This is a genomic window from Xanthomonas fragariae (assembly GCF_017603965.1).
Classification (GTDB): domain Bacteria; phylum Pseudomonadota; class Gammaproteobacteria; order Xanthomonadales; family Xanthomonadaceae; genus Xanthomonas; species Xanthomonas fragariae_A.
In genome coordinates this window covers 2,234,258-2,256,241 of sequence record NZ_CP071955.1, presented here as the reverse complement: position 1 = coordinate 2,256,241, position 21,984 = coordinate 2,234,258, and the positions used below count along the sequence as shown (strand labels likewise).

The following is a 21,984-nucleotide window of genomic DNA, read 5'->3' as shown; positions in this document are numbered from 1 at the left end:
CCGGGGCGGTTCAGGATTTCGCCAACGTGGCGTTTTGGGTGCACGATGTCCGTCGTCGTCGCAGGATCGGCAACTCCAGCCGTTTCAATCAGTCGTTCAACCAGACGCTGTCCGATGCGTATTACGCGTCGTTGTCGTCGCAGAAGATCATGCAGAACGAGCTGTATTTCAGCATGATTTATCGCCCGGTGGTCACCGGACGCCGATTGATGGAAAAGTCCGGCGATCCAGACAAGATTCGGGTCGAAGAAGAGCAGGCGATCGCCAAGGTGATCGAGTTGGCCACCAATGTGGAGGCCGTGCTGAAGGATTATTCCCCCTATCGACTTGGCATGTACGAAGCCAAGAATGGCATTGTGTTTTCGGAGACGCTTGAGTTTCTCGGTTATCTACTCAACCGTATCGACGAGCCGGTGCCGGTGCTGCAGGCGCCGGTTCCGGCGTATTTGCCTGTCAGCAAGCATATGTTTGCCAACAAGACCGGCGACTTCGTGATCCGCACGCCGGATGGGATCAATCATTTCGGCGCGATCCTCAACGTCAAGGAATACGCCGATGGGACGTATCCAGGCATTCTCAATGGCCTGAAATACCTGGACTTCGAGTATGTGGTCACCCATTCCTTCAGCCCGGTCGGTCGCCACGACGCGCTGAAGGTGCTGGAGCGCACCAAAGGCATGATGATTTCCTCGGGCGACAAGTCCTCCAGCCAGATCCGCGACCTGGACCTGGCAATGGACGATGTGGCGTCGGGCAACTTCGTGCTGGGCGAGTATCACTTCACGCTGGCGGTGTATGCCGACAGCCAGGACAAACTGGCCCGGCAGATCGCGACCACGCGTGCGGAGCTGTCCAACGCCGGTTTCGTGTCCTCCAAGGAAGACCTGGCGATCGCCTCCTCGTTCTATGCGCAGCTGCCGGGCAACTGGCGCTTCCGGACGCGCATCGCCAACCTCAGTTCGCTCAACTTTTTGGGGCTGTCGCCGCTGCACAATTTCGCGCAGGGCAAGCAGCACAACAATCCGTGGGGGGAGTGCGTCACCACGCTGCAGACCACCAATGGTCAACCGTATTACTTCAACTTCCACGCCACGCACCCGGCGGAGAATTCGTTGGGCGAGAAGGCGATCGGCAACACGATGGTGATCGGCAAGTCCGGTACCGGCAAGACCGCGCTGATCAACTTTCTGTTGAGCCAGGTGCAGAAGTTCGACCCGGTTCCGACGATCTTCTTTTTCGACAAGGACCGTGGCGCGGAGATCTTCGTACGCGCCTGCGGCGGCAATTATCTGGCGCTGGAAAATGGCGCGCCGACCGGCTTCAACCCGTTCCAGTGCGAGCGCAACGATGCCAATGCGCAGTTCCTGGCCGAGCTGATCAAGGTGCTGGGCGGCAAGGCCGATTACAGCGCTCGCGAAGAAGAAGACATCTACCGCGCGGTGGAAGGCATGCTGGACACGCCGATGCACTTGCGCAGCATGAGCAACTTCCGCAAGAGCCTGCCCAACATGGGCGACGACGGGCTATATGCACGCCTGCGTCGCTGGACCGCCGGCAACTCGCTGGGCTGGGTGTTCGACAACCCGGTGGACACGATCGATCTGCACAACGCCTCGATCATCGGTTTCGACTACACCGATGTGATCGACAACGCCGAAGTGCGGGTGCCGGTGATCAATTATCTGCTGCACCGGCTGGAAGCGCTGATCGACGGGCGTCCGCTGATCTATGTGATGGACGAATTCTGGAAGATCCTGGACGGCAAGGGCGGCTTGAAGGACTTTGCCAAGAACAAGCAGAAGACCATCCGTAAGCAAAACGGTCTGGGCATCTTCGCCACGCAAAGCCCGGAGGATGCGCTTGCCAGCGACATCGCCGCGGCGCTGATCGAGCAGACGGCCACGATGATCCTGCTGCCCAATCCGAGCGCCAGCCGCAGCGACTATATGGAAGGGCTCAAGCTGACCGATGCGGAGTATCGGGTGGTGGCGTCGCTGGACGAGCGCTCGCGCTGCTTTCTGGTCAAGCAGGGCCACGCCTCGGCGGTGTGCCAGCTCAACCTGCGCGGCATGGACGATGCGCTGTCGGTGATTTCGTCGTCGACCGACAACATCGAGATTCTGCATCAGGTGCTGGCGCGCCAGGCTGGTCAGCTGGGGGTGAGCGTGGAGCAGCTGACCCCGGAGCAGTGGCTGGAGGCGTTCTATGCCAACCGCAAGGGCTCGGGCAAGCGCGCCTCGGCCAAGGACAAGGAGGTGGAAGATGCGTAATCCCAACATCCATCAACAGATGCACCCGGCAATCCATCCGCTAGTGTCCCAGGAGGCGAAGAACACCATGACAACCCGGTTCAGACATTTCTCTCGCGTAGTCACGGGACTGGTGCTGCTCTGCATGGCGGGAACGGCCAGTGCGCAGTGGGAGGTAGTTGATAAGGGTTTGATCAAGACGCAATCGGTCGGCAAGGGCGACGGTGAGGAATCCAGCGGCAAGGAAGTCGAAAAGCCCAAGGAAGCTCTCAAGAAAGTCGCCGACGACTTTGGTGTGGCTGGTTGCGCCTCGTCCACATCGGGCACGCCGGTGTCCGATGTGCAAAAGCAGGTATGCGAGCTGACCCAGCGCACCCGTAACGCGCAGTTCAACTACATGGTGGCGATGAACGAGATCACCACCGAGCGGTTGAAGCGCCTGCGCAAGATCGAGAAGAATCGCACCGAGATCAAGGACGAGCAGATCGGTTTGCTTGAGAGCAACACCAACAAGTTGCTGGCACTGAAAGCGATGATGGATATCGACCGGCAGCAGATGGAGTCGGCGATGTTCGCCTACGACAGGCGGCTGGCGTATCTGACCGACAAGCAGACCGGTGCGGCGCTTGCGGCGATGAGCGGGAAAGATCCGCCGAAAGCCGAGGACGACTCCTCGTGGTTCTCGTGGATTCCTGACGATTTGTTGAGTCTTGGCAAGACGCTCGCTGCCGGTGCAGTGATGGGCCGTGCGCTGGAGGCGATCAAGACGGACGCGCCTTCCGACATGCGGAAGTTGAAGATCGATAAAGACTGAACAGCCGCGTGGGCGCTGACTGCACCGCGCATGTCATGCAATCAATTCCGGGGCAGCGACTGCCCACGGCGCAGCCGTCTTTAGTTAGTGGATGTAGTGACTTATGAATCTCAGTGATTTCCTGACGAATATCGGCAATTACCAGTTTTTCCGCCTGATCAACGATTACCTGCGCGACGAGATCGCGATTTTCCAGTGGGAATTGTTGCAGCGCACGACCGCATGGGTGGGGGTGATGGCGCTGACGCTGCTGACGCTGTGGATTCTGATCCAGGGGTATCGGATCGTGACGGGCCAGTCGCGCGAAGCGGCGATGGGGCTGGTGGTGACGGCGCTGCGGGCGTCGCTGATCATTGGTTTGTCGACCAGCATGGCCCAGGGTTCACCGCAGCTGTACTGGACCCTGACCGATGGCATCAGCGAGGCGATCACCCAGACGGTGACCGGCGACTCCGACAGCCCGTACGAGGCGATCGACAAGAACCTGATGCTGATGCAGGTGGCGATGTCGGGTCTTGACCAGATCAAGACCGGCGGCGATGCCGAAAGCGATAGCGCCAAGGAGCGTGCGCGCTGGTTTACCGGCATCGGCATGGCGGGGCCTGGCGTGGTGGCGGGCTCGATGCTGCTGCTGAACAAGATAGCGATGGCGCTGGTGGTGGGGTTTGGGCCATTATTCATCCTGTGTCTGCTATTCCAGGCCACGCGGTCGCTGTTCAGCAAGTGGTTGTTGTATGGAATCGGCACGATGTTCTCGTTGTCGGTGCTGACCTTCACGGTGGGCCTGGCGACGAAGGTGGTCGGTGCGGTGGGGGCGGCGTTCGTAGCGAAGTGGGCACTGAATGGTTTTACCGGCGAAGGCATCAGCAGCATGGCGCTGCAACAAGGAGGATTAGGCTTGGTACTGACGACGTTGATCATCACCGCACCGCCGATGGCGGCATCTTTCTTCCAGGGCACGCTGGGCCAGTTCACGGCGTACTCGGCACTGGGGCAGTTGGATCGAGCGAGCCAGGATGGTAGTGGTGGGCGGTCGCAGGCGGTGCCGGTGCCGGCTCAGAATGCGGAAACAAAATCAGTGGAAAAAAATAATAATTTGACCGGACGTTTTAATAGCGGCGCACAAGATTCTGCTGAGAGCTCGGGGCGCATGGGGAAGGCAAGTGTTTAAATTTAAATTAATGGGGAAATTCCCTTTATTTATAATGCTTATTGGAGTCTCGTGGTGTTTTAATATTCAGGCGCAAACCGCTTGTCCTGTAGGGGTGGCTCCTGGCAGCCCTCAATGTGGACCAGATTCTGGCACTTCCAGGGGCGATGCGGCTCCCCCGCGACCTATAGGTAAGTGGATCAAGACATGGGGTGCGCTCGCAGCAAATAGCGCGGGAGATATAGGGCTTGCGTCCGGTAAAATATCCAAGCAAGACGCTGCCGCTGAGTCGGTTTTAAGGTGCGAAGAGTATGATGCTGGGAAATGTGTGGCAAAACATTTTTTTTACAATCAATGCATTTCTGTTGCTAGAGCAAGTTCAGGTAATTCCGCGACTGTGACTGGTCCCAAAGAAAATGCACCAGTTCTCGCTGTTAGAGAATGTGAGGAGGCTTCTGGTTCTAGCTGTAGTGTCTTATTTACCGAATGCTCAAATCCAATATTCGAGAATTTTTGAATTATTTTTGAAATATTTCGTTGTGTGGTTAGGGAGGGACTTGATAGTATGCGATTCTGCATTTTTATTCCGACTATAATGGCTATTCTTGGAAATGTTGGTTGCCAAGCAGAGGTACAGTCGCCGCCGAACGTATCTGTTGAAAAAGGTAGTTATTTTAGTTCTTTGCCAAAATCAGCTTTACAGTCGTCTAAGAACGTCAAAGAGTCACTAGAAAGTGCGGATTCTGTAGAAGATTCTAGAAAAAAGCAGCTTGCGCAGCAATACGACAATGAATTGAATCGTGCTTTAAATGGCCCTGATGATTCTGAGCGAGCAGATTTCGGTAGCCCTACCAAGTTGCGTGAATCTTATGGGTCGTGCATAAAGCGATCTGGGGGCGCTACGCCAAATATCCTTGACTGTAATGAGGAAGAATATGAGTATCAGGATACTCGTTTAAATCACGTGTATCGTGTTCTTTTAACACGTCTTAGTGCTCAAGAAAAAGAAGATCTGCGGAAAAAAGAGCGTGATTGGATTAAGAAACGAACTACTTTTTGTAATTTGAACGGTGAGCTTGGTGGCGGGCAAGCCGAGGACATCGAAGAAAGTAGTTGCAAGCTTAATGCCACAGCCAGACGCGCCGATGAGTTGGAGCGCCAGTCAGATTTCTAAGTGGATATTATTTAAAGGAAGGATTTGATCAATGGCAGAGGTGACAGGTTGGTGTATTGGAATGACTTCATCTCGCTACGAAAGCAGTGGTCGAGGTGCCGGTACTATCTCAACGGGAAAAAATGACCATGGAGGTGTTTCCTATGGGACCTATCAATTGTCCACTTCGCAGGGAACATTGCAGGAATATTTGGATCAGTCTCGCTATGGACCTCAGTTTTTTGGCTTAGTCCCCAAGACTGAAGCATTTGATGAAAAGTGGAAGTCGCTTGCCCATAACGATCCCGCATTCGCGCAAGATCAGCATGAATTTATCCGCGAGACTCATTACGAAAAGCAGGTCACACGTCTTGCTGCAGTTGGGATGGATTTGAGTGATCGAGGGCCTGCGGTACAGGACGCGCTTTGGAGTACTTCTGTCCAGTTTCGGAATTTGACACCAGGGATATTTCAAAAAGGATTGTTGGAAAAATTTGGTGAAAATTACCGGCTGTCTGATCTGTCTGACAAGCAGATAGTCGAGGCTGTTCAAGATTACAAGTATTCGCACACAGAGGCGCTTTTTAAGAAGTCTCCTGGCTCATGGCAGCATCTACGTGATCGTGCTCTAAATGAAAAGCATGACCTGATGGAGCTTGCTGAGGGGCGACTGCCGATTCAGTCCGCAGCATCTCGACACCGGTCCAGTCTCTCGTCGCACGACCACAAGCTGGACCACAGCGAGCGCAGCCAGTCAATCAAGCAACTGCAAAGCCAGCTAGCCCAACTCGGTGCCACAGGCCGCGACGGTAGGCCGTTGCAAGCCGATGGCGACTTCGGTGCCAACACCAAGCACGCCGTGGAGCAATTCCAGCGCGAGCACGGTCTGCATGTGGATGGTGTAGTGGGACGACAGACGCAGGCTGCTTTAGGCCAAGCGCTGTCGCAGCACACGGCCAAACACGTCGAGCAGACCGCCGCTCCAACTGTGCCTGCACCGGCCGGCATGCTTTTGCTGTCCGATCCGCGTCATCCAGACACTGCGATGTACAACGACGCGGTCAGCAAGTTGGAAGCACTGGGCGAACGTTGCGGTTTCTCCAACCGGCAAGAGCTCCAGCAAACGGCTGGACAGCTGGTGTGTGAAGCCAAGGTGGTTGGTCTAGAGCGCATCGACCACGTGGTGCTCGGCAAGAACGGCGATAGGTTTTTTGCAGTGCAGGGCGAAATGACCGACCTGATGATGCGCCGTGTGTTCGTAGATCGCGATCAAGCGCAGACTCAGTCGTTAGAGCACAGCAGCCGACAAGTGGTCGAGGAAAATCAGCGGCAGGGGCAGCAAGCGCAGACACAGCCGCAGACGCCAGACCCCGGTACGCGCGGCCGAACGTTGTAGAACGTCGTTACGCCAAGTCGTAACGCCCAACCGATGGCCTTGGCATCTGCCAGGGCCATCGTGCTTTTGGCGCTTTGTTCCTGGCAGTAATAGAGTGGATTCGAATTCGCTCCACTTCTGCCGTCCGTCCTCAAAACGACTGATGGCGACTATCTGCTGATCTGGCATCTGGCGGGCCTGCCCTTCGTCGGACGCGATGAGCTCGAACTTGAGCAGCGGCATAACACGTTCAACCGACTGTTGCAGACCCTGCGAGCGCCGGATTTCGCCAACGTGGCGTTTGAGGTGATCCAGGCATTCTCAATGGTCTGAAATACCTGGACTTCGAGTATGTGGTCACCCATTCCTTCAGCCCGGTCGGTCGCCACGACGCGCTGAAGGTGCTGGAGCGCACCAAAGGCATGATGATTTCCTCGGGCGACAAGTCCTCCAGCCAGATCCGCGACCTGGACCTGGCAATGGACGATGTGGCGTCGGGCAACTTCGTGCTGGGCGAGTATCACTTCACGCTGGCGGTGTATGCCGACAGCCAGGACAAACTGGCCCGGCAGATCGCGACCACGCGTGCGGAGCTGTCCAACGCCGGTTTCGTGTCCTCCAAGGAAGACCTGGCGATCGCCTCCTCGTTCTATGCGCAGCTGCCGGGCAACTGGCGCTTCCGGACGCGCATCGCCAACCTCAGTTCGCTCAACTTTTTGGGGCTGTCGCCGCTGCACAATTTCGCGCAGGGCAAGCAGCACAACAATCCGTGGGGGGAGTGCGTCACCACGCTGCAGACCACCAATGGTCAACCGTATTACTTCAACTTCCACGCCACGCACCCGGCGGAGAATTCGTTGGGCGAGAAGGCGATCGGCAACACGATGGTGATCGGCAAGTCCGGTACCGGCAAGACCGCGCTGATCAACTTTCTGTTGAGCCAGGTGCAGAAGTTCGACCCGGTTCCGACGATCTTCTTTTTCGACAAGGACCGTGGCGCGGAGATCTTCGTACGCGCCTGCGGCGGCAATTATCTGGCGCTGGAAAATGGCGCGCCGACCGGCTTCAACCCGTTCCAGTGCGAGCGCAACGATGCCAATGCGCAGTTCCTGGCTGAGCTGATCAAGGTGCTGGGCGGCAAGGCCGAGTACAGCGCTCGCGAAGAAGAAGACATCTACCGCGCAGTGGAGGGCATGCTGGACACGCCGATGCACTTGCGCAGCATGAGCAACTTCCGCAAGAGCCTGCCCAACATGGGCGACGACGGGCTGTATGCGCGGCTGCGTCGCTGGACCGCCGGCAACTCGCTGGGCTGGGTGTTCGACAACCCGGTGGACACGATCGATCTGCACAACGCCTCGATCATCGGTTTCGACTACACCGATGTGATCGACAACGCCGAAGTGCGGGTGCCGGTGATCAATTATCTGCTGCACCGGCTGGAAGCGCTGATCGACGGGCGTCCGCTGATCTATGTGATGGACGAATTCTGGAAGATCCTGGACGGCAAGGGCGGCTTGAAGGACTTTGCCAAGAACAAGCAGAAGACCATCCGTAAGCAAAACGGTCTGGGCATCTTCGCCACGCAAAGCCCGGAGGATGCGCTTGCCAGCGACATCGCCGCGGCGCTGATCGAGCAGACGGCCACGATGATCCTGCTGCCCAATCCCAGCGCCAGCCGCAGCGACTATATGGAAGGGCTCAAGCTGACCGATGCCGAGTATCGGGTGGTGGCGTCGCTGGACGAGCGCTCGCGCTGCTTTCTGGTCAAGCAGGGCCACGCCTCGGCGGTGTGCCAGCTCAACCTGCGCGGCATGGACGATGCGCTGTCGGTGATTTCGTCGTCGACCGACAACATCGAGATTCTGCATCAGGTGCTGGCGCGCCAGGCTGGTCAGCTGGGGGTGAGCGTGGAGCAGCTGACCCCGGAGCAGTGGCTGGAGGCGTTCTATGCCAACCGCAAGGGCTCGGGCAAGCGCGCCTCGGCCAAGGACAAGGAGGTGGAAGATGCGTAATGCCCGCATCGATCGACAATCGTCCTTCATGCTGCTTGCCCCCGCCGCATTCGATCGAATGCTTCCGAGAGTGCCACAGCAGTTCGTGCCACGGCCAGACGGGCAGCATCACCAAGGGACAAGTGCACCGGACGGACAAGGTAGCGCGAGCCGATGAGGGCTTGCAGGTCGGTCGGGACGAAGAAGCGCACATACAGCCCAGCAGGGCGGCGCAGAAAATAAGGCTTCGGCACGGGGTTTGATACCTCGTTTGATACCTAACGCAGGCTCAAACTGAACATCAAACCCCGGGCCTAACCTTCGCAGAATCAAGCACTTACTGCTCTTTTCCGCGATCAGATGGTGGAGGTGGGCGGAATCGAACCGCCGTCCGGAAGCACTCCATCCCCAGCACTACATGCTTAGCCCTCCGTTAGATCTCATCTCCAAGCAGCACGGCTGGCAAAGCGCACCCGGAGACCAGCCTGCTTTATCTAACCGGTAGCTGACAGGCAGCCACTACCGATGGTTCCGTGATAATGACCCTACACCTACGAGCACGGGCACAAGTAGGTTCGGGGGTTCGCCTTAGGCGGCTGTAGAACTACAACTAAAGCTGATTAAGCAGCGATAGCGAAGTCCGAACCGTAGTTGTCATCGTTGGCAACTAAAAGTTTGCTGCTGGATTAACGAGGAAAGCTGCCCCCTCGGCATGCGCCAAGCGACTTCGCGACCCCCGTCGAGACCAGTGCACCCCCGGGGAAAGCATCAAAACGCTGACATTGCCAGTGTAGGGAACGGCGCGCCCTGTCACAAGTGGCGAGATACGCAGCGCTTACAGTGGCTTCAGTGCCGTGCCGGGCGGCACAATCTATAAATGAAGGAGCGAAGCGATGGCGATAGGCAAGCCCCCCCGTCCACGGCCTGCGCGCGCTGCGCCGCGCAAGTCAGCAGCAAGCGCTGAAAAACCGGTGCGTCAGCGTGCGAAGCATCTGCCGCAGCCGGGTGCGCAGGCGCCCGCGTTGACCCGCGTGCAGGGCCGGGCGCGCACTGTGATCTACATCCACGGCATCGGCAACAAGCCGCCAGCTGAGGTTCTGCGCTGCCAATGGGACCAAGCGCTGTTCGGGCGGCCGATGGGCGAGCGTACGCGGCTGGCGTATTGGGTCAATCGCGAGCGTTATCCGGTCGCCGAGCCCGGCAACTGCGATGCGCGCGACGTCGGGCCTGCGCTCAACCAAAGCGTGCAACGAACCTTGAGTACGCTTGGGTTAGTGCCGGGCGAGCAGGATCTGCATCTGCTGGCCGATGCGTTGGCGCAGAACGAACAGGAACGTGCGGATCTGCATCGGCTGCTGGATGAATTGGATGGCGCGCTTGCCCTCCGCAGCGTGCAGGCCAAAGGATCCATCGATGCGATCAACCGGGTGCTGCTGCGGCTGATTTCCGCTGCGTTGCTGCAAGACGTGCACGACCTGTTCTTCGTGCCGGAGCGCGCGGCGCTGATGCGCGAAAGCCTGGCACAACGGTTGCGCTCGGGCGGCGGGCCATTCGTGGTGGTCGCACACAGCCAGGGTTCGATGATCGCCTACGACGTGCTGCGCCAACTACAGGCCGCGGACTGCGAGGTCGCCTTGTTCGTTACCCTGGGCTCGCCACTGGGCTTGCCGCAGATGCGCAGCATGTTCAAGCGCTGGACCGGTACGCGCAAACTGCCGTTTCCCGACTGTGTGCAGCGCTGGTTCAATGTGGCCGAAACGCGCGACCCAATCGCGCTGGATTCGGATCTCACAGACGACATTGCCAATGCCAGGGGGCGCTTCGAGAATCTGCCCGGCGCACGTCTGAATCCGGATTGGCCGTACAACGCGCATTCGGGTTCGGGTTATCTAACGATTCCGCAGGTGCGTGCCGCAGTGCGCGAGGCGGTTGGTGTCGGCTTCGATCAGCCAGTCTCCAATGTGGTGTTGATCAAGGATCTCAGCGAGCAGCTCGAAGCGCACGGTCCAGAGTATCGGCATGAGGTGTTGATCGAGCTGGATCGGCAGTTGCCGGGCAACGACCCGGCCGGCGTTCGCGTGCTGCTGTTGTCGGAGTTACGCGATACCGCAGCACGTAGCACCGGCCTGAGTGGCGATGCGTTGGATGAAGCGATCGAACTGGAAGACAGCTTGCAGCGCTTCGTGTCGGTGCGGCTGACGCGCTTCGAGATTGAATCGCTGCAGGATCGCTATCGCGCATTGGGGTTCCGGCGCGTGTGGCGCGATGCTGGCAAACGCGCGCTGATCCACGCCTCCGGCAACGTGTTGCATGCCGATGCCGCACGCACCGCGTATCACGCGCGCGGGCAGCAGATCGGTTGGGCGGTGCTGGATACCGGCATCGCGGCCGACCATCCGCACTTTTTCGTCAAGGGCGAGCGCGACAACGTGGTGGCGCAATGGGATTGCACGCGGCGTGGCGCGGCCAAGCGGCTTACGCGTGCGGATGGCGATGCGTTTGCCAAGCTCGATCGACATGGGCATGGCACGCATATCGCCGGAATCATTGCCGGCCAATGTCGTGCCGTGATTCCTGATGCACAGGGCAATCCCGGCAGCCCGCTGGAGTTTGCCGGCATGGCGCCAGATACCCAGTTGTACGGCTTTAAAGTGCTCAACGATGCAGGAAACGGCCGCGATTCGTGGATGATCAAGGCGGTGCAGCAAGTGGCCGCGATCAACGAGCGCGCCAGCGAGTTGATCATCCATGGCGTGAATCTTAGCCTGGGCGGCTACTTCGACCCGGAGAGTTATGGCTGCGGCTTTACGCCGTTATGCAACGAATTGCGGCGGCTGTGGCGGCAGGGCGTGTTGGTGGTCGTCGCCGCAGGCAACGAAGGCCTTGCCTGGTTGATGCGCAACGATGGCGATGCGTATCCGGTGAATATGGACCTCTCGATCAGCGACCCGGGCAATCTGGAAGATGCCATCGTGGTCGGCTCTGTGCACAAGAGCAGTCCGCACAACTACGGCGTGTCGTATTTTTCGTCGCGCGGGCCGACAGCCGATGGCCGTGGCAAGCCTGATGTGGTCGCGCCAGGCGAGAAGATCCTGTCGGCCTATTACGGCTTCGACCCAAAAGATCCGGCCAGCCTGATGGTGGAGATGAGTGGCACCAGCATGGCCGCGCCGCACGTCTCCGGCGTACTGGCCGGCTTTTTGTCGGCACGCCGCGAGTTCATTGGTTTCCCGGATCGGGTCAAGCAACTGCTTCTGGAAACCAGTATCGACCTGGAGCGCGATCGCTATGTGCAGGGCAGGGGGCTGCCGAATTTGATGCGGATGCTTGAAAAGACGTGAGGAATCGGCAGTAGGGGATCGGGAATCGTAAAAGCACGGTGCCATGCGCGGAGCCAGTTCGTGCTCCGGCACCAACATAAGCTAAGCACGAGGCAACGAGCCCGCTTCTTGCGATTCCCCATTCCCGATTCATGCATCGCGATTATGCCGGCGCATCACGCGCTGCTTGTCGCGCTGCCAGTCGCGGTCTTTGGCGGCGTCGCGCTTGTCGTGATTCTGCTTGCCCTTGGCCAGGGCGATTTCCAGCTTGACCTTATTGTTGCTCCAGTACAGCGCGGTGGGCACTAGGGTGTAGCCGTCGCGTGCGACGCTGCTCAGCACCTTGTCGATTTCCCTACGGTGCAGCAGCAGTTTGCGGGTGCGTCGCTCTTCGGGAATCGTGTGCGAGGAGGCCTGGATCAGCGGGGTGATCTGCGCACCGATCAGGAAAATCTCGCCAGACCGCACGTACGCGTAGCCGTCGACGATATTAGCGCGGCCAGCGCGGATCGCCTTGACTTCCCAGCCCTGCAGGGCCAGGCCGGCTTCATAGCGCTCTTCTAGGTGGTATTCGTGACGCGCACGCTTGTTCAGCGCGATCGTTTTGGTGGCGGTCGCGCCGTTTGCTTTATCCTTGGATGGTTTCTTGCTCATAGCGCTATTGTCGCCGATTCGGTGTCGTCAAACGATCTTCTGTCTTTCACAAGTTAGAGAATGCCTACCATCCGTCGCAGCGCCCTGGTCGAACACAGTACCTCCCGCATGTTCGATCTGGTCAATGATGTCGCCGCCTATCCGCGCCGCTTCGGCTGGTGCGACGCTGCCCATGTGCTCGAACAGGACCAGGCGCATATCGTGGCGCGCCTGGATCTTGGGCTGGGGTCGTTCCGCACTTGGTTCACCACCGAGAACATCTTGGAGCGCCCCGGGCGCATCGTCATGCATCTGCGCGACGGCCCGTTCAAGCGCCTCGAAGGGCTGTGGGAATTTCAGTCGTTGGGCGAGAATGCCTGCAAGGTCAGTCTGACGATGGAGGTGGAGACCAGCTCGCGGCTGTTGGGACCGGCGCTCGCACTGGGTTTCCAAGGTTTGGCGGATCGCATGGTCAACGATTTTGTGCGGGTCGCCGATCGCGGCGACGTCTAGGGCGCGCCTGAGTCATGCGCGTTGAAGTTGTGCTGGCCTGGCCGGATCGTTGTCATTCGATGCTGCTCGATCTGCCCAAAGGCGCCACGGTTGCCGAGGCCGTTGCAGCGTCTGGCTTGGCGATTGAGCAGGCGCCTGCAGCGCACGCCATCTACGGCTTGGTCGCTGGACCAGAGCAGGTGTTACGCGAAGGAGACCGGGTCGAGTTGCTCAGGCCGCTATTGCTGGATCCAAAAGAGGCCCGTCGCCGACGTGCTGGGCCCGGGCCCGGTAAGAAAGCCCGCCGCGACGTTTAGCGATCTTGGGTAGTTGCAGCATTGGTGCACGTCAATGAGCGGACTCTTTCAGCAGCGGCTCTAAAAAACTTCCGTTTTCTAGCGGGCTCAAGCAACAAGCAAGGCGCTGTTCGCGGAGAGCAAGTGCAGTCTTGCGCAGGTCGTGCACGGACGGATCATGCACATCCAAGCTGTCGCGGAGCGGAGACAATCGCACGCGCATTTGCTCAACAATATTATCAACGTGAAAGCCTGACCCACCAGCACACTTGGCGTAAGCAAAAGCACTGGTCTATAGATCAGGCCTCAGCAACAGTCAGGTGATCGCAGGCGACTGACCTCATGCATCAACCCTCATGCATCAACGGCCGCGCTGCTTCTTTTTGTCGCGTGTCAGATTGCGGCCGAACTGCTTGGGCGCCGATTTGGCCAACTGCTCGTCCTGGGAAGGGAAATAATCGCCTTCCCAGCGCGCCACCTGCTCGTTCTCGAAGAACACGGTGAAGTTCTTGACCTCGGTGTGCGCCAGACGGTCCACGCGCTGGGTCGAGGTATAGTCCCAACGCTGCGCATGGAACGGATCGGGGATCGAGGGGGTACCCAGCAACGCGCTGACCTGCTGCTTGCTCTGGCCTACCTGCAGTTGCTCCACGGCGTTCTGTTTGATCAGATTACCCTGGTAGATCGGCTGCTTGTAGATGATGCCGCAGCCAGCGGTGGAGAGAGCAACGGCGGCGACCAGCAGGAGATTGCGCATCGGGGAGTAAGTGCTGAGGAAATCACGTCGATGATACACTCCCGCCGGTCGCCGCGACCCGTTTGAAGGCAGCTGGCGCTAAATCGCCAATGAACGGAGAACGTATGGAAACCCACGACCTGCGCAAAGTCGGGCTCAAGGTCACTCATCCGCGTATGCGGATCCTGGAACTGCTCGAGCAAAAGAGCAATCACCACCACCTCAGCGCAGAAGACATCTATCGCCAGCTACTCGATCACGGCGACGAGATCGGTCTGGCCACGGTCTACCGGGTGCTGACTCAGTTCGAGGCCGCCGGCCTGGTGCTGAAGCACAATTTCGAAGGCGGCCAGGCTGTATACGAGCTGGATCGCGGCGGCCATCACGACCATATGGTCGATGTGGATACTGGTCACGTCATCGAGTTCGAGAGTGAAGAGATCGAGGCGCTGCAGCGTCAGATCGCGGCCAAGCACGGCTATGAGCTGGAAGAGCATTCGCTGGTGCTGTACGTGCGCAAGAAGCGTCCACGCTAAAGGCAACTCGCAGCGACTGCGACGACGACAAGGCGGCTTCGGTTGCCTTGTGCGTTTGAGAAGTCGCTTGTATCTACGCCGGCGGCAGCGCCCGTGCCGTTGTTGCACTGCTGTCATCGGCTTGGCAATTGGCCGTTAGCAGTTAGCGCGTTCCACTAACGAGTTGTCCTAGCGTCGCCCACGATACCGCGCCTTTGGTGCCGCAATTTGCAAGCCGCCTCACGCGCAAATCAGGCCACGGCTCAGTATCTGGTCAGGCCATCCGGCCACCTGAGCCAGCAAGGCCAGCCGGGCGCCGGAACACCGACCCTGGCCGACAAATCTTGCCGATCAAATGCTCTGCAATAGCTTGCGTGCTGCGGCGCGGGCCTCTTTGCTGACTTCCACGCCGCCCAGCATGCGTGCCAGTTCTTCTTGGCGGGCCTGCGGGCCGAGCAGTTCGACCGCGCTCTGCGTCATGCCGTCCACCGGTGCCTTGCTTACCCGGTAGTGGGAATTGCCCTTGGCGGCGACCTGCGGCAAATGGGTCACGCACAACACCTGGCGCTGTTCGCCCAGGGCGCGCAGCTTCTGCCCGACGATGTCGGCCACTGCGCCGCCGATGCCGGAATCGACTTCGTCGAACACCATGGTAGGCACGCTGTCCAAGCCGAGCGCGGCCACCTCGATCGCCAACGAAATCCGCGACAGCTCGCCACCGGAGGCGACTTTTCGCAATGCGCGCGGCGGCTGCCCAGCATTGGTGGCGACGAGGAATTCCACCCGCTCGGCGCCGTTCGGGTCCGGCCGCAGTGTTTCCTGCGGCAGCAACTGGATCAGGAACTGCCCGCCGCCCATGCCCAGCTCGCCGATCAGCGTGGTAGTAGCGGCCGAGAGTGCTTCGGCAGCGGTCTTGCGGCTGTCACTGAGGGCGCCGGCGGCGCTGCGCCACGCGCCGGTGGCGGTATCGATAGACTTGTCGAGTTGCTGCAAGCGTTCGTCGGCGCCGCGCAGGCTCTCGACCTCGGCGCTCAGATGGTCGCGGTGCGAGGCCAGTTCTTGCGGGGCGACGCGGTGCTTGCGCGCCAAGTCGTGCAGGCGGCCGAGTCGGCGTTCCATGGCCTCGAACTGGACCGGGTCGGCCTCCAGGTCGTCGCGCACGCGGTCGAGCAGGGCCAGCGCTTCTTCGATCTGGATCACGGCGCTTTCCAGCAGTGCCTCGACGTCGCCCAGCCGCGGTTCGTGCTCGGCGACGCGGGCCAGGTCGTGGCGGCTGTCTTGCAACAGGCCAAGCGCCGAGGCGCCGTCGTCGCCGTTGAGTTGCTGGGCGACGCTGTCGCAGGCAGCGATCAGTGAGGTGGCATGCGCTTGACGACGATGGTTGACGTCCAGCGCTGCGATGGCGGTCGGGTCGAGGTCTTCGCGCTCCAGTTCGCCGAGCTGATGTTCCAGAAAACCGATGCGATCGGAAACATCGCCTTGCGCCGACAGCGCATCGCGCTCGTCCAGCAACGCCTGCCAGCGTTGGCTGGCTTGCCGCACCTGGTCGCGTTGTGCGCTGTTACGGGCGTAGGCGTCGAGCAGGGCGAGCTGGCTGTGACGGGCCATCAATGCCTGGTGCTCGTGCTGACCGTGGATCTCCACCAGTCGCGATGCCAGCTCTGCCAGTTGCGACGAGGTGACCGGACGGCCGTTGATCCAGGCCCGCGAGCCGCCATCGGCGCGGATGATCCGGCGCAGCTGGCATTGCGCGTCGTCGTCCAGTTCGTTGTCAGTCAGCCAGCTCAGGCCTGGATGCGCGGCCGGCAACTGGAATTCGGCCGACAGCTCGGCGCGGTCGGCGCCATGGCGGACCACGCCGCTATCGGCGCGCAAGCCGGACAGAAAGCCAAGTGCGTCCACCATCAGCGACTTGCCTGCGCCGGTTTCGCCCGACACCACGGTCATGCCTGGCCCGAATTCGAGTTCGGTGGCGCGAACAACGGCGAAATCCTTGATCGAAAGGTGTCTGAGCATGGGGTCGAGTGTGAACGCTATGGGGAAGCTTAGGGTGGGATAGCGCAGGCGGGGAATCGGACGCTTGTCATCCCCGGGGCCAGACATTATCTATGCCCAGTCTCACCGGATGATCCCATGCGCGCGTCCCAGTCCCCAATGCTCGACCCCCGCGCTCGCCAGTTGCTGCGCACCTTGATCGCGCGCTACATCCGCGATGGCGAGCCGGTGGGCTCCAAAACGTTGGCCCAGCATGCGGGGTTGGACGTCAGCCCGGCGACCATCCGCAATATTCTGGCCGATCTGGAAGACGTGGGGCTGCTCAGCTCCCCGCATACCTCGGCCGGGCGAGTGCCCACCGCGCATGGCTACCGAGTGTTCGTCGACAGCTTGATGCAGATGCAGCCGCCGGGCGAAGAAGAAGTGCGCCGCCTGCGCGCAGAGCTGGCCAGCGGCAACGGCACGCAGTCGTTGCTGGGCAGCGCCTCGCAGATGTTGTCGGCGATGAGCCATTTCGTCGGCGTGGTCAGTGCGCCGCGGCGCGAGCAGTTCGCGTTTCGGCATATCGACTTCGTTTCACTAGACGCACGGCGGGTGCTGGCGATCCTGGTGTTTGCCGACAACGAAGTGCAGAACCGGGTGATCGAGCCGCGCCGCGCGTACGAGCCTGCCGAATTGGAGCGGGTGGCCAATTATCTCAATGCGCAATTCGCCGGGCGCGCGCTGTCGGACATCCGCGCCTCGCTGCTGCGCGAGCTGCGCATGGCCAAGAACGAGATGGAACAGTTGCTTGCGCATAGCGTGGATCTGGCCAGCGAGGCGCTGGTGCCCGCCGAGGCCGACGACATGGTGATGGCCGGGCAGACCCGGCTGATGGGTGTGCAGGACCTGTCGGACCTGGACCGGCTGCGCGAGCTGTTCGAGACCTTCGCCAGCAAGCGCGAGATTCTGCAGCTGCTCGAACGCACCATTCAGGCGCCGGGCGTGCGCATCTTCATCGGCGAGGAAACCGGCATGGTGTCGTTGGACGATGTCTCGCTGGTCACCGCGCCGTATACCGCCAATGGCCAAGTGCTGGGCGTGCTGGGGGTAATCGGACCCAAACGCATGGCCTACGACCGGGTGATTCCGCTGGTGGAGACCGCCGCCCAGGTGCTCGGCGCGGCCATGGAGCCGCCCGGCACGCGATAACCGGGATCGATCTGCGTGATCGTTTTGCTTGAAACGCGCGCGAGCGCCCATATACGGGGTGACATTGGGGCGGGCGTTCCGCTTGCCCGGGAACTGTATATGAACCAAGACCACCCGGAATTCGACTCCGAAGACTTGTCAAAGAACCCACCCGAGGCCGATCCGCTCAAGGCCGAGATCGAGTCGCTGCGCAGCGAGATCGCGCTGGTCAAGGCCGAGGCCCTGCGCGAGCGCGCCGATCTGGAAAACCAGCGCAAGCGCATTGCGCGCGATGTCGACAACGCGCGCAAGTTCGCCAACGAGAAGCTGTTAGGCGAGCTGCTGCCGGTGTTCGATAGCCTTGACGCGGGCCTGACTGCTGCCGGTACCCAGCCCAGTCCGCTGCGCGATGGCCTGGACATGACCTACAAGCAGCTGCTCAAGGTCGCTGCCGATAACGGCCTGACCCTGCTCGATCCGGTTGGCCAGCCGTTCAACCCGGAGCATCACCAGGCGATCAGCCAGGGCGAGGCCGAGGGCATTGCACCGGGCCATATCGTGCAGGTGTTCCAGAAAGGCTATCTGCTCAACGATCGTCTGCTGCGCCCGGCCCTGGTGGTCGTGGCCAGACACGACTGAGCGGCAGCGCCTGGCTGAACTGCCAGGCGCTCGCACGGAACCCAGATTCGCACAGGTGGCTTGAACACCTGCGCACCACCCCCACATCTCAGCCAGGCCCGGCGTTGCCGGACACAGCTACAGAATCATCAGGAGCGTATCCATGGGTAAGATCATCGGTATTGACCTCGGCACCACGAACTCGTGCGTGTCGATCATGGAAGGCGGCAAAGCCCGCGTCATCGAAAACTCCGAAGGCGATCGCACCACGCCTTCGATCGTCGCCTACACCAAGGACGGTGAGGTGCTGGTCGGTGCCTCGGCCAAGCGCCAGGCGGTGACCAACCCGAAAAACACCTTCTATGCGGTGAAGCGCCTGATCGGCCGCAAGTTCACCGACGCCGAAGTGCAGAAGGACATCTCGCACGTGCCGTACGGCATTCTGGCGCACGACAACGGCGATGCATGGGTGCAGACCAGCGATGCCAAGCGCATGGCGCCGCAGGAAATTTCTGCGCGCGTGCTGGAAAAGATGAAGAAGACCGCCGAGGATTTTCTGGGCGAGAAGGTCACCGAAGCCGTGATCACGGTGCCGGCGTACTTCAACGATAGCCAGCGTCAGGCCACCAAGGACGCCGGCCGCATCGCTGGTCTGGACGTCAAGCGCATCATCAATGAGCCGACTGCTGCGGCCCTGGCCTATGGCCTGGACAAGAACGGCGGCGACCGCAAGATTGCGGTGTACGACTTGGGCGGCGGCACCTTCGACGTGTCGATCATCGAAATTGCCGAAGTCGACGGCGAGAAGCAGTTCGAAGTGCTGGCCACCAACGGCGACACCTTCCTGGGCGGCGAAGACTTCGACAACCGCGTCATCGAGTATCTGGTCGACGAATTCAACAAGGATCAGGGTATCGATCTGCGTAAGGATCCGTTGGCTCTGCAGCGCCTAAAGGACGCTGCAGAGCGCGCCAAGATCGAGCTGTCGACCAGCCAGCAGACCGAAGTCAATCTGCCGTACGTCACCGCCGATGCGTCGGGCCCGAAGCACCTCAACATCAAGGTGACCCGTGCCAAGCTTGAAGCGCTGGTGGAAGATCTGGTCAAGAAGTCGATCGATCCGTGCCGCACCGCGTTGAACGATGCCGGCCTGCGCGGCAGCGACATCGACGAAGTGATTCTGGTCGGCGGTATGACCCGCATGCCGAAGGTGCAGCGGGCGGTCGCCGATTTCTTCGGTAAGGAACCGCGTAAGGACGTCAACCCGGACGAAGCCGTGGCTGTCGGCGCTGCGATCCAGGGCGGCGTGCTGGCCGGCGACGTCAAGGACGTTCTGCTGCTGGACGTGACCCCGCTGTCGCTGGGTATCGAGACCATGGGCGGCGTGTTCACCAAGATTATCGAAAAGAACACCACCATCCCGACCAAGGCGTCGCAGACCTTCTCCACTGCCGAGGACAACCAGTCGGCCGTAACCGTGCACGTGTTGCAGGGTGAGCGCGAGCAGGCCCGCTTCAACAAGTCGCTGGCCAAGTTCGATCTGTCCGGAATCGAGCCGGCGCCGCGTGGCATGCCGCAGGTAGAGGTGTCCTTCGACATCGACGCCAACGGCATCTTGCATGTGTCGGCCAAGGACAAGAAGACCAACAAGGAACAGAAGGTCGAAATCAAGGCAGGTTCTGGTCTGTCGGATCAAGAAATCCAGCGCATGGTCGCCGACGCGGAGGCCAATCGCGAAGAAGACAAGAAGTTCCAGGAGCTGGTGCAGACCCGCAACCAGGCCGATGGCCTGATCCACGCCACCCGCACCGCAATCACCGAGCATGGCAGCAAGGTCGGCGGCGACGTGATCGGCAAGGTGGAAGCGGCGTTGTCGGATCTGGAAACCGCCATGAAGGGCGATGACAAGGCGCAGATCCAAGCCCGCAGCAAGACTCTGGAAGAGGCCGGTCAGGCGTTGTACGCAGCGGCTGCGGCAGCAGAACAGGGCGGCGCTGCAGATACAGCCAGTGGCAACGCGCAGGCCTCCAAGGCAGCCGATGACGTGGTGGACGCCGAGTTCACCGAGGTCAAGGACGACAAGAAGTAAGCCGTGATTTGGGAGTCGTGAGCGGGGATTCGCACGCTTTTGTGCGTGTGCGTCTCCGCCCGATGTCCTCTACGCGTCGCGTCGCCAAGGCGGATCAGCGCGCGCTGTTCGCTTTCGCGTTTTAAACGAATCACGAAATCCAAAATCCCCGCTTATGAGCAAACGCGATTACTACGAAGTGCTGGGCGTGGCCCGTGGCGCCAGCGACGATGAGCTGAAGAAGGCGTATCGGCGCTGTGCGATGAAGCATCATCCGGACCGCAATCCGGGCGACGCTGCTGCCGAGGCGATGTTCAAGGAGTGCAAACAAGCCTATGAAGTATTGTCGGACGGCCACAAGCGCCGCGCCTACGATACGCATGGTCACGCTGCGTTCGAGCACGGCATGGGTGGCGGTGGTGATGGTGGGCCGGGTGGCCCGGATATGGGAGATATCTTCGGCGATATCTTCGGCAATATTTTCGGCGGTGGCGCCGCCGGTCCGCGCGCCGCGCGCCGTGGCGCCGACGTCGGTTACGTGTTGGAGCTGGATCTGGAAGAAGCCGTCGCCGGCATCGAGCGACGCATCGAAATTCCGACTCTGATCGAGTGCGAACCCTGCCACGGTAGTGGTTCGGAAGACGGTAAGGTCGACGTGTGCGGCACCTGCCATGGACGTGGCCAAGTACGTATTCAACGCGGCATCTTTGCGATGCAGCAGAGCTGCCCGCATTGCGATGGGCGCGGCACGTTGCTCCAGAATCCTTGCAAGACGTGCCACGGTGCCGGTCGCGTGGAAGAACACAAGGTGCTGTCGATCAAGGTGCCCGCCGGTGTGGATACCGGCGACCGCATCCGTCTGGCGGGCGAAGGCGAGGCCGGCCCGGTCGGCACGCCGCCAGGCGATCTGTATGTGGAAGTGCGCGTGCGCGAGCATGCAATCTTCCAGCGCGATGGCGACGATCTGCATTGCGAAGTGCCGATCCGCATTTCGCAGGCGGCACTTGGCGACACCGTGCGCGTGGCGACCTTGGGCGGCGAAGCGGAAATCCGCATTCCGGCCGAGACGCAGACCGGCAAGTTGTTCCGTCTGCGCGGCAAGGGCGTGCGTTCGGTGCGCAGCCGCGGCGAAGGCGATCTGTATTGCCGCGTCGTGGTCGAAACGCCAGTGAATCTGACTGCCGATCAGCGCGAGCTGCTGCAGCAGTTCGAGGCGACGTTCACCGGTGAGGATGCACGCAAGCATTCGCCCAAGTCGGCCACGTTTATCGATGGCGTCAAGGGGTTCTGGGATCGGATGACGTCTTGATCCAGGCGGCCTGATCCAACGATGGCCCGGCATGCAGCAAGCTGCGCGCCGGGCCATTTCATGTTGAGCTGCGTGCTGGCATTGCGCCTGGCAATGC

General features: G+C 60.5%; 16 protein-coding genes, 1 other RNA gene and 3 pseudogenes. 15 read left to right on the top strand and 5 right to left on the bottom strand.

Features of this window, described 5'->3' with window-relative positions; genetic code table 11:
- Positions 1-14 precede the first annotated feature (14 nt).
- The 7 genes and pseudogenes from J5I97_RS10605 to J5I97_RS10575 form a co-directional block, all read left to right on the top strand.
- A pseudogene (locus tag J5I97_RS10605) lies at positions 15-2,270 on the top strand (VirB4 family type IV secretion/conjugal transfer ATPase); the annotation flags it as partial.
- A gap of 67 nt (positions 2,271-2,337) precedes the next feature.
- The gene (locus J5I97_RS10600; protein WP_371885918.1) at positions 2,338-3,063 is read left to right on the top strand and encodes a hypothetical protein; all 726 of its coding nucleotides are present in this window, start codon (positions 2,338-2,340) and stop codon (positions 3,061-3,063) included.
- A 103-nt stretch (positions 3,064-3,166) separates the two neighbouring features.
- Positions 3,167-4,234 (top strand): type IV secretion system protein, encoded by a 1,068-nt coding sequence (locus J5I97_RS10595; RefSeq protein ID WP_208586441.1) that lies wholly within the window; start codon positions 3,167-3,169, stop codon positions 4,232-4,234.
- Positions 4,235-4,244: 10 nt separating this feature from the next.
- Positions 4,245-4,730: a DUF4189 domain-containing protein gene (locus J5I97_RS10590; protein WP_345776701.1), complete on the top strand. Its 486-nt coding sequence runs from the start codon at positions 4,245-4,247 to the stop codon at positions 4,728-4,730.
- Positions 4,731-4,808: 78 nt separating this feature from the next.
- Positions 4,809-5,387 (top strand): lysozyme inhibitor LprI family protein, encoded by a 579-nt coding sequence (locus J5I97_RS10585; protein ID WP_208586440.1) that lies wholly within the window; start codon positions 4,809-4,811, stop codon positions 5,385-5,387.
- Between the two features lie 31 nt (positions 5,388-5,418).
- Positions 5,419-6,762 carry a peptidoglycan-binding domain-containing protein gene (locus tag J5I97_RS20375; RefSeq protein ID WP_345776677.1) on the top strand — a complete coding sequence of 448 codons (1,344 nt, stop codon included), beginning with the start codon at positions 5,419-5,421 and terminating at the stop codon, positions 6,760-6,762.
- A gap of 117 nt (positions 6,763-6,879) precedes the next feature.
- Positions 6,880-8,756, top strand: a pseudogene (locus J5I97_RS10575) (hypothetical protein).
- 38 nt (positions 8,757-8,794) lie between these two features.
- Here J5I97_RS10575 and J5I97_RS20555 read toward each other — a convergent pair.
- Positions 8,795-8,989, bottom strand: a pseudogene (locus J5I97_RS20555) (integrase); the annotation flags it as partial.
- A gap of 107 nt (positions 8,990-9,096) precedes the next feature.
- Positions 9,097-9,493: a transfer-messenger RNA gene (gene ssrA / locus J5I97_RS10570) on the bottom strand.
- Between the two features lie 135 nt (positions 9,494-9,628).
- Between ssrA and J5I97_RS10565 the strand changes: the two genes are divergently transcribed.
- Positions 9,629-12,076 (top strand): S8 family serine peptidase, encoded by a 2,448-nt coding sequence (locus J5I97_RS10565; protein WP_208586438.1) that lies wholly within the window; start codon positions 9,629-9,631, stop codon positions 12,074-12,076.
- Positions 12,077-12,205: 129 nt separating this feature from the next.
- Here J5I97_RS10565 and smpB read toward each other — a convergent pair whose 3' ends face one another.
- Complete coding sequence (smpB, locus tag J5I97_RS10560; protein WP_208586435.1) at positions 12,206-12,709, bottom strand: SsrA-binding protein SmpB; 504 nt, start codon at positions 12,707-12,709, stop codon at positions 12,206-12,208.
- A 60-nt stretch (positions 12,710-12,769) separates the two neighbouring features.
- On the opposite strand from smpB, the gene J5I97_RS10555 reads away from it, so the two are divergent.
- Positions 12,770-13,201, top strand: coding sequence for a type II toxin-antitoxin system RatA family toxin (locus J5I97_RS10555; RefSeq protein ID WP_208586433.1), 432 nt, complete (start codon positions 12,770-12,772; stop codon positions 13,199-13,201).
- A gap of 14 nt (positions 13,202-13,215) precedes the next feature.
- Positions 13,216-13,497, top strand: coding sequence for an RnfH family protein (locus J5I97_RS10550; protein ID WP_208586432.1), 282 nt, complete (start codon positions 13,216-13,218; stop codon positions 13,495-13,497).
- Between the two features lie 340 nt (positions 13,498-13,837).
- Here the strand turns inward: J5I97_RS10550 and J5I97_RS10545 are convergent, their stop codons facing one another.
- Complete coding sequence (locus tag J5I97_RS10545) at positions 13,838-14,233, bottom strand: outer membrane protein assembly factor BamE (RefSeq protein WP_002804351.1); 396 nt, start codon at positions 14,231-14,233, stop codon at positions 13,838-13,840.
- 104 nt (positions 14,234-14,337) lie between these two features.
- Between J5I97_RS10545 and fur the strand changes: the two genes are divergently transcribed.
- The gene (fur, locus tag J5I97_RS10540; RefSeq protein ID WP_002804358.1) at positions 14,338-14,748 is read left to right on the top strand and encodes a ferric iron uptake transcriptional regulator; all 411 of its coding nucleotides are present in this window, start codon (positions 14,338-14,340) and stop codon (positions 14,746-14,748) included.
- 330 nt (positions 14,749-15,078) lie between these two features.
- On the opposite strand, the gene recN is transcribed toward fur, so the two are convergent.
- Positions 15,079-16,743 (bottom strand): DNA repair protein RecN, encoded by a 1,665-nt coding sequence (recN, locus tag J5I97_RS10535; RefSeq protein ID WP_208586431.1) that lies wholly within the window; start codon positions 16,741-16,743, stop codon positions 15,079-15,081.
- Positions 16,744-16,881: 138 nt separating this feature from the next.
- Here recN and hrcA point away from each other — a divergent pair, with 138 nt between their 5' ends.
- The 4 genes from hrcA (at position 16,882) to dnaJ (ending at position 21,887) form a co-directional block, all read left to right on the top strand.
- Entirely contained in the window at positions 16,882-17,913 is a 1,032-nt protein-coding gene (hrcA, locus tag J5I97_RS10530) for a heat-inducible transcriptional repressor HrcA (protein WP_208591676.1), read from the top strand.
- 99 nt (positions 17,914-18,012) lie between these two features.
- Positions 18,013-18,531: a nucleotide exchange factor GrpE gene (grpE, locus tag J5I97_RS10525; protein WP_208586430.1), complete on the top strand. Its 519-nt coding sequence runs from the start codon at positions 18,013-18,015 to the stop codon at positions 18,529-18,531.
- A 142-nt stretch (positions 18,532-18,673) separates the two neighbouring features.
- On the top strand, positions 18,674-20,599 hold the full coding sequence (dnaK, locus tag J5I97_RS10520; RefSeq protein ID WP_208586429.1) for a molecular chaperone DnaK: 1,926 nt from the start codon (positions 18,674-18,676) through the stop codon (positions 20,597-20,599).
- Positions 20,600-20,753: 154 nt separating this feature from the next.
- A complete protein-coding gene (dnaJ, locus tag J5I97_RS10515) occupies positions 20,754-21,887 on the top strand; it encodes a molecular chaperone DnaJ (protein WP_208586428.1) in 1,134 nt (377 codons plus the stop codon).
- The last annotated feature ends 97 nt before the right edge of the window (positions 21,888-21,984 follow it).